This window comes from Catenuloplanes japonicus (assembly GCF_000717135.1).
Lineage (GTDB): Bacteria > Actinomycetota > Actinomycetes > Mycobacteriales > Micromonosporaceae > Catenuloplanes > Catenuloplanes japonicus.
On sequence record NZ_JNXY01000037.1, the window covers coordinates 139,843 to 151,725 of the forward strand.

An 11,883-nucleotide genomic window follows, 5' to 3' on the forward strand; every position below is an offset into this window, starting at 1 on the left:
TGCTGGGGCGATCGCCGCCCATCCCCTCCACCGACCGGGCGGGTGGCGATGCACACGAAGACACGAGGAGTGGGCAGTGGACGAGGTCCGCAACCTGATCATCATCGGCTCGGGGCCGTCCGGCTACACCGCCGCGGTCTACGCCGCTCGGGCAAACCTGAAGCCCCTGGTCATTGAGGGTGCGCAGTCCGGCGGTGCGCTGATGACCACCACCGAGGTGGAGAACTTCCCCGGTTTCGCCGACGGCATCATGGGCCCCGAGCTCATGGACTCGATGCGCAAGCAGGCGGAGCGGTTCGGCGCGGAGTTCATCACCGACGACGTCACCCGCGTCGAGCTCACCGGCACCACGGTCACCGAGCCGGGTGCCGAGGGCCTGAAGACGGTCTGGGTCGGCGAGACGAGCTACTTCGCGCGCGCCGTGATCCTCGCCACCGGTTCGGCCTGGCGCCGGCTCGGCGTGCCGGGCGAGGAGGAGTTGCTCGGCCACGGCGTCTCGTCCTGTGCCACCTGTGACGGGTTCTTCTTCCGCAACCACCACATCGTGGTGGTCGGCGGCGGCGACTCTGCCATGGAGGAGGCCACGTTCCTGACCCGGTTCGCGGAGACGGTCACGATCGTGCACCGCCGCGACTCGTTCCGGGCCAGCAAGATCATGGCTCAGCGCGCGATGGACAACCCGAAGATCAAGGTCGAGTGGAACAGCGCGGTCGAGGAGATCCTCGGCGAGGACGGCAAGGTCAGCGGCGTCCGGCTGAAGAACGTGGTCTCCGGCGAGACCAAGGTGCTGGACGTGACCGGCGTCTTCGTCGCGATCGGCCACATCCCGCGCAGCGACCTGTTCACCGACCAGGTCGCCATGGACGAGGACGGCTACGTGACCGTCGACGCGCCCAGCACCCGGACCAACGTGCCCGGCGTGTTCGCCGCCGGCGACCTGGTCGACCACACGTACCGGCAGGCCATCACCGCGTCCGGCACCGGCTGCTCCGCCGCGCTCGACGCCGAGCGCTTCATCGCGTCGTTCGAAGAGATCTAACACCCCCTTAGGAGAAGCCTCATGGAGTCGGTCACCGACAAGACGTTCGTCAGCCAGGTCCTGCAGTCCGACAAGCCGGTGCTGGTGGACTTCTGGGCCGAGTGGTGCGCGCCGTGCCGCAAGGTCACCCCGCTCCTGGAAGAGATCGCCAAGGAGATGGGTGACCAGGTCACCATCGTCAAGCTGAACATCGACGAGAACCCGGAGACCGCCATGGCGTACCGGGTGATGTCCGTCCCGACGCTGACGATCTTCAAGGGTGGCCAGCCGGTGAAGTCGGTGGCCGGCGCCAAGCCCAAGGGCGCGCTGATCAACCTGATCGAGTCCGCGCTGTAAGACTCTTTCGCCCGGAGAGCCCCGGTTCACGCCTTTCGCGGAGCCGGGGCTCTTTACTGATCACGTCGGCTTGATGTCGCGGGACGCGCGAGCGTGGTGCACCCGCGATACGCTCCGGTTCGATGTTTCGAGGAGGTCGTCTGTGCGCCCGATCCGACGTGGAGACCGCGGTCCCGCGGTAACCGAGATCCGCTCGGTCCTCACCCGCCTCGACACCTCCTTCCCTGCCGGTGACCTCTTCGACGAGGAGACCGAGCGTGCGGTCCGCGCGTTCCAGCAGCAGCGCGGCCTGACCGTCGGCGGCGATGTCGACGAGGAGACCTGGCTCGCGCTGGACGCGGCCCGTTGGCGGCTCGGCGCCCGCGCGCTGTTCCACGCCATCCCGCACCCGCTGATCGGCGAGGACGTGCGCACGCTGCAGGAACGGCTGCTGGAGATGGGCTACGACGTCGGCCGGCCGGACAGCGTCTACGGCACCCGCACCGCCAAGGCCGTCGGCCAGTTCCAGCGCGAGGTCGGCCTGGCACCGGACGGCGCATTCGGCCCGCAGACCATGAACGCGTTGCGCCGTCTCGGTCGCAAGGTCGTCGGCGGCCGCCCCCAGCTGCTGCGCGAGGCCGAGGCGTTCCGGCAGTCAGGCCCGCACCTGCTCGGCAAGACCGTGGTCATCGACCCCGGCCACGGCGGCCCCGACCAGGGCATCATCGTGCCGGACGGGCCGCTGCGGTGGACCGAGTCCGAGCTCGCGTTCGACCTCGCGTCCCGCCTGGAGGGACGGCTCGCCGGCGCCGGCATGCGCGTCCACCTCACGCGTGGCCCGTCACCCGCCGCCCGCATTCCGGACAAGGCCCGCGCCCAGCTCGCCAACGACCTGCACGCGGACCTGCTCATCTCGATCCACATCGACGGCTACAAGACCGCCGAGGCCGACGGCGTCGCCACCTACCACTACGGCGACGGCACGTCCGAGGGCGTCACGTCCACGGTCGCGGAGCGCCTGGCCGGCCTGGTGCAGCGCGAGATCGTCGCCCGCACCGGCCTGCGCAACTGCCACATCCACGCCAAGACGTGGGACCTGCTGCGCCTGACCCGCATGCCCGCGGTCCGCGTCGAGATCGGCTACCTGACCTCGCCGCACGACCGGACCCGTCTCGTCGACCCGCTCTTCCGCGAGCAGACCATAGAGGCGATCGTGGCCGCGGTCCAGCGCATGTACTTCCCGGTCGAGAACGACGTCCCCACCGGCTCGATCGACGTCCGCCAGCTGCGGATGGCCGTCGCCGCCGGCCTCCCGATCAAGGCCTAAGATCAAGATCAAATTCATTTTCCCGCTTCCGGCGTGGTCCGGCAGCGTTGCTCCCGCGGGCACCGGTCGTCGCTGGCGCTCCTCCCTGCCGGTCCCGCGTCGCACGGTCAACACCCGCCCGCGCGTCCCATAAGTGAGCAAGGCTCAATAGCGCGGTCGCGTCGCTTCCGACCGCATCCAACAATGCGGACACGGTGGTGAGCCGGGCTCAGTAGTGTGCCGGCAGGCCACCGCCGCCCGCCGCGCAGCAGGTGGCCGTCATCGCCCGCCGCACACCGCACCGTCCCGTGCGACTCCTCGTGCGGTGTCCGCCAGCCCTCACCGGACCACGACCGCATCCAGACGTCGTTCATGCTGTCAGAACGACGCCTGGATCACCGGAGGACCGGCCCAGCGAACGGCGGTGGACAGCCATCGGGCGGAGCGACAGGCAGTTCAGCGGGGCGCCGCGCGCCCAAAATTTCGGCATCTATTGAGTCCTCCTGACTCTTTCGGGGTGACGCCTCGCAGGCGTGAAGATTTTTCCGTTTCGGGCCGCGGCGGCGCCTGTCTTCCGGTCAGCTTTCGCCGTCAGGGTGAGGCTGTGACGGATCCCCGGCCGCTATTTCCCGAAATTTCGGGCGCGGAGTGCCCGGTTGATCACGAGATCCGGACCTCGACGCCGGAAGATCCGTAGCCCCTGACGAACGCTCTGGAGATCCACGCCGGCGACGCTGCCCGGAGCGCGGCAGGGACTCGGCCGGCGACGGCACTCGCGGGGTCTTCCGGGACCAGCGGCGGAACCGGCTCCGATCGGCGATCGGAAGCGGAGCGCCAGCGGAGTCTTCCGATCGCCGGAGGTTTGCCCGCGGGAGCAACGCTGCCGGACCACGCCGGAAGCGGGAAAATCCGAATTTGGGTTGCTTTCGGTCGCTTCGAGCGTCGAGTCCTCGTGTGGGGGTAGTCCCGAGCGTTCCTTACACGGTGGAGCTGGTGGCCGGGCGGACCGGGCGCAGCAGGGTCTCCGGCGTCATCGAGCCGAGGAGCTTTTCGAGCGCGTATTCGACGTCGGACTTCCAGGAGAGCGCGGTGCGGAGTTCGAGGCGGAGGCGGGGGTAGCGCGGGTGCTGGCGGACGGTTTTGAAGCCGACCGACAGGAAGAAGTCGACGGGGGCGACGCACGCCTTGGCGTCGTCGTCGGCCTCGCCGAACTTGGCGTCGCCGAACGCCTCGATGGCGCGGATGCCGCGTTTGGTGAGGTCGCGCGCGACGCCCTGGACCAGCATGCGGCCGAGGCCGCCGCCGGCGAACTCGGGCACGATGTGAGCGGTCATCAGTAGCGCGGCGTCCGCGGAGACCGGTGAGGTGGGGAACGCCGTCGCGCGGGGAACGTAGGCGGGTGGCGCGTACATCACGAAGCCGGCCGGCATGCCGTCGACGTAGATGAGCTTGCCGCAGGAGCCCCACTCCAGCAGCGTCTGCGAGACCCAGGCCTCTTTCTCCAGGTCAGGAGCACCGTCGGCGCAGGCGCGCTCGGCGCTGACCGGGTCGAGCTCCCAGAAGACGCACTTCCGGCAGCGCCGGGGAAGGTCTTCGAGTGTGTCGAGGGTCAAGCTGACCAGGCGACGAGACATGGTTGCGATCCCCCACGAATGCTTACAGAACTCCCGCAGAGGATGGTACGCCGGAAGTTCGGCTCACAGCGAAATTTGGACGTAGTGGTCCGCCATGTGGACCGACCGGTTATCCGAGCGCGCGCCGGATGTGCGGGGCATAACATCGACCCACCGGCGCCCGCGCTGGGCGCACTCCTGGAGTGAGGTGATCATGTCCGGCACGACGCTCGATGATTACACCGATAGGTATGCCGCCCGTGTCGGGGGCATGACCGCCTCGGAGATCCGAGCTCTCTTCGCCGTCGCCAGCCGCCCCGAGGTGGTGTCGCTGGCCGGTGGGGCGCCGTACATCGCCGCACTGCCGCTGGACGCCGTGGGGGAGATGCTGGGCCGGCTCGGGAGCGAGCACGGCAGCACCACGCTGCAGTACGGCATCGGCCAGGGCACGCTCGCGCTGCGCGAGAAGATCTGCGAGGTGATGGCGCTCTCCGGCATCGACGTCGGCTGCGGCGCCTCCCCGGACGACGTGGTGGTCACGGTCGGCGGGCAGCAGGCGATCGACCTGGTCGCGCGCCTGTTCCTGGACCCGGGCGACGTGGTGCTGGCCGAAGGGCCGACCTACGTCGGCGCGCTGGGGGTGTTCCAGGCCGCGCAGGCGCGCGTCGTGCACGTGGCGATGGACGAGAACGGGCTGATCCCGTCGGCGCTGGAGGAGGCGATCGCGGCCGTGCGTGCCTCGGGGCGCCGGGCGAAGTTCCTCTACACGATCCCGACGTTCCAGAACCCGGCCGGCGTCACGATGTCGGAGGAGCGGCGTGAGCAGGTGCTGGACATCTGCGAGCGGGCCGGGCTGCTGGTCGTCGAGGACGATCCCTACGGCCAGCTCGGGTTCGACGGTGACACCCCCAAGCCGCTGCGCGCGCGCCGGCGGGACGGTGTGTTCTACCTGAGCACGTTCTCCAAGACGTTCGCGCCCGGTCTGCGCGTCGGCTGGATCCTGGCGCCGCACGCGGTGCGCGACAAGCTGGTCATCGCGACCGAGGCCACGATCCTCTGCCCCAGCGCGTTCGCCCAGGCCGCCGTCACGGAGTACCTGACGTCGATGCCGTGGCGCGAGCAGCTGAAGACCTACCGCGAGGTGTATCGCGAACGCCGCGACGCGCTCCTCGACTCACTCGAAGATCTCATGCCGGTGGGTACGACGTGGACGCGCCCGGCCGGCGGCCTGTTCGTCTGGGCCACGCTGCCGGACGGGCTCGACTCGAAGGCGATGGTGCCACGCGCGATCGCGGCCCGGGTGGCGTACGTGCCCGGCACCGGCTTCTACGCGGACGGCGGCGGTCAGCAGTTCATGCGGCTCAACTTCTCGTTCCCGTCCCCGGAGCGGATCCGCGAGGGCGTGCGCCGGCTCGCCGGCGTGATGGAGCAGGAGATCGCGCTCCGTTCCGTCTTCGGCTCCGGCGCGGTACGTCCGGGGCAGGCCGGGGCAGATGTGCCCGGCTCCCAGTTGGCATGATCAACGGCATGTCTCGCGATCTTCGTGTCCTCGTCCTGGCCGGCGGCCTCTCCTACGAGCGGGATGTCTCGCTCCGGTCGGGCCGCCGGGTGGTCGACGCGCTCCAGGCCGCGGGCGTGCAGACCGAGCTACGGGACGCGGACGTGGCACTGCTGCCCGGCCTGCGCGCCGACCCGCCGGACGCGGTCGTCATCGCACTGCACGGCGCCACCGGTGAGGACGGCTCACTAAGGGGCGTGCTCGACCTGTTCGACATCCCGTACGTCGGCTGCGACGCCCGCGCCGCGCGCCTGGCCTGGGACAAGCCGTCCGCGAAGGCGGTGCTGCGCGAGTCCGGCATCAACACGCCGGACTGGGTGGCGCTGCCGCACGACCGGTTCTCCGAGCTGGGCGCCGCCGCGGTACTGGACCGGATCGTCGAGCGGCTGGGCGTGCCGCTGATGGTCAAGCCGGCGCAGGGCGGGTCCGGTCTCGGCGCCTCCGTGGTGCGCGCCGAGACCGAGCTGTCCGCGGCGATGGTGGGGTGCTTCGCGTACGACTCGACCGCGCTGGTCGAGCACTACGTCACGGGCGCGGACCTTGCGGTGTCGGTGGTGGACCTGGGGGAGGGGCCGGTCGCGCTACCCGCCGTGGAGATCGTGCCCCGGGACGGGTTGTACGACTACGCGGCGCGGTACACCGCCGGGCTGACAACATGGCACGCGCCGGCGCGGCTGTCGGCGTCGGTCGCCGCCTCGGTGGCGGAGACCGCGTTGGCGGCGCACACCGCGCTGGGGTTGAACGATCTGTCCCGGGTCGACCTGATCGTCGACGATTCCGGCGAGGCGCACGTGCTCGAGGTGAACGTGTCGCCGGGGATGACGGAGACGTCGCTGCTGCCGTTGGCGGTCGGGGCGGCGGGGTTGGACCTGGGGAAGGTCCTGTACGGGTTGGTGGAACGGGCTGTGGGCCGGGCACGGCCGTAGCTGTCCGTTTTGCCTGGTTCTGGTTTGTGAGATCGGGGAAAGTGGCTCGATCGGAAATCGCGAGAGAATGGCTCTGACAGAAGCCGTTTTCTGGGATGTGTGGGGCGCCGGGCCGGGTGGTCGCTGGATCGGCCGGGTCCGGCTTCCGCGCCGAGTGATTGCTCGTGGGTGTTCGTGAGCTTGCCGGGACAGGCTGTTCTTCCGGGCGCTCCGGCGGTGGGCTCTTCGGCTTTGGGTGCGCCCGCAGTGTGAATGGTCCGGCGGGGCAGCCGGTGAGCGGGCCCGGTGAGGTGGGCACGAAACCGTGTCGCTCGTAGAGGTCGGTGGAGCCACCGCGCTCCGCTCGTGGTCCGGGACAGCGCGACGCGCGCCCTCGGCGATGTCGGCGCCTGGGCGCTCGCGCTGCGGGTCGTTGACCAACACGGTTGTCGCGCGTCGAGACGGCGGCGCAGTGCCTTCGGCCTGACGCGGGACGGTCCTCGGCGCGATAGTGAGCGGTCCTCAACGGAAGCACCGAAGTCAGGCCGCAGGCCGCTCAGGCCGCAGGCCGCTCAGGCCGCAGGCCGCTCAGGCCGCAGGCCGCTCAGGCCGCAGGCCGCTTTCGGAGGAGGCGGAGGCAGCCTCGACGGCCGCGGCCTCGATCGCCGCCGCCTCGTCGTCCGGCTCCTCCAACGCGGCAACCGAGCTGACCGGCTCCGGGGCCGCGGTAGCGCTGCCATTGGCGGCACTCTCCACGGCCGCGCTGTCCGCCGGCACATCGGGGTCGGCCGCAGCCGCGAAACTGGACGGCGCCTGCCACTGAATGTGCGGCGGCTCCGCCAGCGGACGCCCGCCGAACTCGGCAAGCCACGCCGCGACGAGCGCCAGATTCTCCCGCCACTGCATCTCCGGGATCGGCGGAAGGATCGCGTCCCACAGCGAGAGGAACGTCCCGCGCAACTGCAGCCGGCCGTAGGGCCGCGCCAGGAACCACATGTGCAGGTGCGCGGAGCCGTCACCCCACCGGTTGACGTGCACTCGGGCCACACCGTCCAGCGATCGGATGGCGCGCTCCAGCCGTACCGTCATCACGCCCAGCTCGGCGGCGAGCAGGTTCGGCAGGTCGCCCAGGTCCAGGTGGGACCTCGACTCAAGGATCAGGACCATGGGCAGGCCGGACGGCTGATCCATCGCACGGACCCGCCAGCGGTCGCTGACCCAGATATACGCCTCGTCGGGCGCAGCGCAGGCGACGCAGTCCGCCGAGTCCTCGCCCTTGCGCGACGGCTCGACCTCGACCGGTTCTTCGATCTGCTTCACGCGGATGTCGCCCTCGAACGGGAACGACGGCCACTTCGTGAACTCAGGCACGGAGGATGGGGTGTGGGGCACGACGCTGACCCTAACGGGTTTGCCGCCCGATGTCCTTACCCGTTCGGGCTCCGATCGCGCCGGTCATCGCCTGTTTACCGACACCCCGCCACCCGTATCAACAGGCCCGCCCACCCATCGGTTATCCACCGAGTTATCCACAGGCACCCGCCGCACCCTGTGGATTACCGACCGGCATGCCCACCCCAGCGAAAGCGATCAAACACCCTGCGTGGACGCCCACCAACCGGTTATCCACCGCCTTCATCCACAGGCCAAGAGCCCCTCTGACGCGCTGTTTCACGTGAAACGCCACGCCCTGTGGATAACTCCTGTGGATAACTTGCACTCGTATCCGCCGCCCGGTTGTCCGGCGTGCCATCCCGACGAGTGGGCGAAGTTTTCCACAGGCGTTACCCACAGGTGAGCCCCGACGCCGTGACCGCCCGTTCCCTAGAAATCGATCAACTCGTTTCACGTGAAACGTGCCTTCGACCGTCAGTCGGCCTCGTTTCACGTGAAACGAGGCCGACGCCGCTGGGCCCGGCCCGAGTCGAAGACTCCGAGACTTCCTCGCAGTAGAGAACCGGCACCCCGAACTCGCTCCGCTCCAATCTCCACCAGCCACCTATGTCGCTCACCGGAAGATTCGGCCGTCCGCAGGCTTCACACTCTCCGGCCTCGGTCGGAAGGTCGTCCAGGCCGCCCACCCCACATGCCGCCGAACTCAGGGACGCCGGCTTGACGGTCCTAGCGGACCCGCGGCCTTCCCCCAGATCGTGTGCCTGATCCGACCGCCGCCGCACCGGCTGCTCGACCTGCACTCTCCGTCTACCGGAACAGCAGCGCGCACCGCGTACCCACGCATCGGTCTGCTTCTCCACCGTCATTCGAATGCCGCCGTTCAGCACAGGCCCCGCCCGCACCGGACGCCGGCCAGCCGAACGCGCCCTCCGAACCGTGGCACCTGCCCGGCCCCCAGGCGGCCTCGCACCAGCGCTTGGGCAACGCCCTCAATTGCAAAAACTCAAGCATCCGGGGGTACGGGGGTCAGCTCCGCCGCCCACGTCTACTCACGTGAGGGGTGCCGCCCTGCACCGGTGCTTCGAGGACGTTCCGGGTCGCAGGGCTCGGCTTGTCGGTCCTTCATGCGAAAGCGATCGGCCTCCATTCGGAGATAGCGAGTCTGCCCTGCGGCTCGGGATCGGGGCCGGGCTGGGTCGAGTCCGTCGTCGAGCGAGAGAAGGTTCCGTGGTCCGCTGCCGGACGGATGCCCGTTCCGTCTAAGCCGGGGGAGTGCCCCTGGCATCTACTCACTCGGCCGGCAGGGGCGCTGCCGGCGAAGACGTGGAGAGCGGATGGCGGCCGTGTCTCGCTCGTATCTCCTGTGCCTGGCGGGATGCCGGCTGAATCCCTCGCCCGCTCTAGCCCGCGCGTCCTCACCCGTCCTTGTCTGTGCGTCGCTGCCCGCGCATCGCTGCTCGCGCGTCCTCACACGCCCCTGCCCGCGCGTCGCTGCCCGCGCTAACTCACCCAGACAGTCAGACGCCGTGTCCGCTGACGTAAGCCACAAATGGAGGCCCGGCTTCTCAGACCGATCTCGATCGACGCCGGATCCTGGCGCTCGGCGTGCTCGGCTGGCGCACGGCGTGCCCGGCTGAGACGAGGTCCGCCCGTTGTCCCTTCAAGCGAATCGGCACTAGGCGACCCAGCGCCGGTTCTCGTGATGATCGCGGACTGAGCCGTTCCAACCCGATGACCGAGCAGGTACACCGGATGCCGAACGGCCGGTGTCCGCGTTCCCCCGATGGCTCGCCATCTGAGCACGACCCCGCTCGAGGGATGGTCCTGACTCCGGGCACAGCCGAGGCTCAAGTCTGCCGTTCAAGCCACCGCTTCTCCGTTGGAGCAGGACGCGGCTCAGCGGATCTGGTCACGGGTCGCCACAGCGGTGCGGCCACCCCGAGGTCCGCCCTCACCGCAGACGTCAAGCTGGCTCGCCTCCGGACTCCGATCCGCACAGACCACGATCCCGAACACGCCAGGCAGCACGTCCAAGCGCTGCGCAAGCGGTTCCAACGCGATCTGCCCCGCCCACCCGCGGAGTACCAGCGCCTCGACGGCAATCCCGCGCGCCACGTTCTGGCTCTCTCCGCCGGCCCCAACTGCGGCGACTGCCCGGCCGCCACGCCTGGCAGAGGGGAAGCGATAGGGCCAGCACGACCGAAGACACTTAACGAACCGGACCGGGCCGAGGCGAACCGAGGCGAGGCGAACCAAGCCGAGCTGGGGCTAGCCGACCGGCTGCCGGTCAGCGCGTTCGCCATGGCGCTGCTTCCTGCCGTCTCATGTTGAGTGCCGTCACCCCGAGCATCAACACCTCGCGACGTTCTCCACCGGAGCATCAGCCGGTGCGCCCGCCGACAGCTGGACCGCGCCGAGGACGGTACGCCCGGTGCCTAGCCGCGGCATTGGTCCAACCGCGTCCTCGTCCCGTGGTGGCTCGTACCGATCGCAGGCTTGAGGCTTCCCTCCCCATCCAATGCTTCTTGGCACCTCATCCGACTCGTGGTCTACGCCCGGATGTGCCGCTGATTGTTCGCCGCGCCCACGACGGCCTTGGCGCGCAGTCGCGCCACCGACTCGTCGTTCAACGCGCCACCCAGCGCACAGGGCGCGTACACGTCCAACTCCGACGTGATCAGCGTGTCCAGATCCACGTCGTGCGCGCCCACTCCAGCGACACCGCACTGACGTCCGTGGCGACCACCGACGCGCCGTCCTCGATCAGATGCCCCACCAGATACTTGCCGACCTCAGTGGCACGGGCACGATCGCCATCGAAGTGGCCTCCGGTGGATCGCCACAGATCCACACGGCACGCGGACACGGTCGCCTGCACCAAGGACATCGCCTCGCCGACCGTTTCCCGGCGGACCGCATCCACCATCCAGCGCCAGTCCTCGACCGTGCCCCTCAGCTGCCTCGCCACGCCGAGCCATCCGGCTTCGAGGCGTTGACGGCCATGGTCCGCTCGGTCAACGCGAGCCACTTCCACGGACGACGAACACGACCAGGCGTCGAGTAGCACGTTCTCCATGTCCCTCCTCGACGAGCCGCTCCCGCCGGCCAAGCCCACCCAGGTGCGACAGCCCGCGCGGTCGACGGGATGCGAAGCCCACACGGTCGAACGGCGTCGGTCAGATCTACAGGCGGCCACCCGCGGTTGAGGTTGGACGGCACACGTAGCCGCCTCATCTGCCTCGCCCCGGACATCGAACTCGCCGGCACGTCGTATCGCGGTCTGCAGCGCACTTGTTCTCTACGCCCGACGCGCCCACCGAGCTTCCCTCGCCCTAACCGGCCCAGGCATCGCCTTTAACCCCGCTCGTGTCCACCCGGTTCTCTCGACAACTCAACCGAATGCATGACGTCGCGGTTTCTCCCTAGAGGTGCCGCCTCTCTCCGTTCTCCGTCCCGCCGCAGTATCTCGTCGCAATCAACCAGTGCCCTCACACCACCACGTCGTGGTCCAACATCAGGGACTCGGTCGGTCGCTCTTTCCGCCGGCAACTACGCACGACCGCATCGGCCGCTCTGCCACAACACCGAGGAGGGGTCCACCGTTCGAAGCATCAACACGAAGCTCCCCACACGAGCCGGCATCCCGTCCCGTCCATAAACAGCAGCAGCCTCCCGCCGCTCCTTCTAAACCAAACCCCATCTGGCGACCATTCCCCCGCGCCCCGCGCCCCGCGCCCCGCGCCCCGCGCCCC

7 protein-coding genes and 1 pseudogene are annotated in these 11,883 nt (G+C 69.4%); 5 read left to right on the forward strand and 3 right to left on the reverse strand.

The window, feature by feature from the left end; translation table 11 throughout:
* The first annotated feature begins 76 nt into the window (after positions 1–76).
* The 3 genes from trxB (at position 77) to OP04_RS41045 (ending at position 2,681) form a co-directional block, all read left to right on the forward strand.
* Positions 77–1,039 carry a thioredoxin-disulfide reductase gene (gene trxB, locus OP04_RS41035; RefSeq protein ID WP_033345390.1) on the forward strand — a complete coding sequence of 321 codons (963 nt, stop codon included), beginning with the start codon at positions 77–79 and terminating at the stop codon, positions 1,037–1,039.
* Positions 1,040–1,060: 21 nt separating this feature from the next.
* Positions 1,061–1,375, forward strand: coding sequence for a thioredoxin (gene trxA, locus OP04_RS41040; protein WP_033345391.1), 315 nt, complete (start codon positions 1,061–1,063; stop codon positions 1,373–1,375).
* A gap of 142 nt (positions 1,376–1,517) precedes the next feature.
* Positions 1,518–2,681 (forward strand): N-acetylmuramoyl-L-alanine amidase, encoded by a 1,164-nt coding sequence (locus OP04_RS41045; RefSeq protein WP_033345392.1) that lies wholly within the window; start codon positions 1,518–1,520, stop codon positions 2,679–2,681.
* A 956-nt stretch (positions 2,682–3,637) separates the two neighbouring features.
* Here OP04_RS41045 and OP04_RS41050 read toward each other — a convergent pair.
* Positions 3,638–4,294, reverse strand: a complete 657-nt coding sequence (locus tag OP04_RS41050; protein WP_033345393.1) for an N-acetyltransferase — start codon at positions 4,292–4,294, stop codon at positions 3,638–3,640.
* 193 nt (positions 4,295–4,487) lie between these two features.
* Between OP04_RS41050 and OP04_RS41055 the strand changes: the two genes are divergently transcribed.
* On the forward strand, positions 4,488–5,792 hold the full coding sequence (locus tag OP04_RS41055; RefSeq protein ID WP_033345394.1) for an aminotransferase-like domain-containing protein: 1,305 nt from the start codon (positions 4,488–4,490) through the stop codon (positions 5,790–5,792).
* Positions 5,793–5,800: 8 nt separating this feature from the next.
* Complete coding sequence (locus OP04_RS41060; RefSeq protein ID WP_232323928.1) at positions 5,801–6,757, forward strand: D-alanine--D-alanine ligase family protein; 957 nt, start codon at positions 5,801–5,803, stop codon at positions 6,755–6,757.
* 567 nt (positions 6,758–7,324) lie between these two features.
* On the opposite strand, the gene OP04_RS41065 is transcribed toward OP04_RS41060, so the two are convergent.
* The gene (locus tag OP04_RS41065) at positions 7,325–8,107 is read right to left on the reverse strand and encodes a hypothetical protein (protein WP_232323930.1); all 783 of its coding nucleotides are present in this window, start codon (positions 8,105–8,107) and stop codon (positions 7,325–7,327) included.
* 2,571 nt (positions 8,108–10,678) lie between these two features.
* Positions 10,679–10,925 (reverse strand): annotated as a pseudogene (locus tag OP04_RS52510) (valine dehydrogenase); the annotation flags it as partial.
* Positions 10,926–11,883: the final 958 nt, after the last annotated feature.

Coding starts and splice junctions, on each gene's coding strand:
- trxA (WP_033345391.1), top strand. CDS start 1,061: ATGGAGTCGGTCACCGACAAGACGTTCGTCAGCCAGGTCCTGCAGTCC.
- OP04_RS41050 (WP_033345393.1), bottom strand. CDS start 4,294: ATGTCTCGTCGCCTGGTCAGCTTGACCCTCGACACACTCGAAGACCTT.
- OP04_RS41055 (WP_033345394.1), top strand. CDS start 4,488: ATGTCCGGCACGACGCTCGATGATTACACCGATAGGTATGCCGCCCGT.
- OP04_RS41060 (WP_232323928.1), top strand. CDS start 5,801: ATGTCTCGCGATCTTCGTGTCCTCGTCCTGGCCGGCGGCCTCTCCTAC.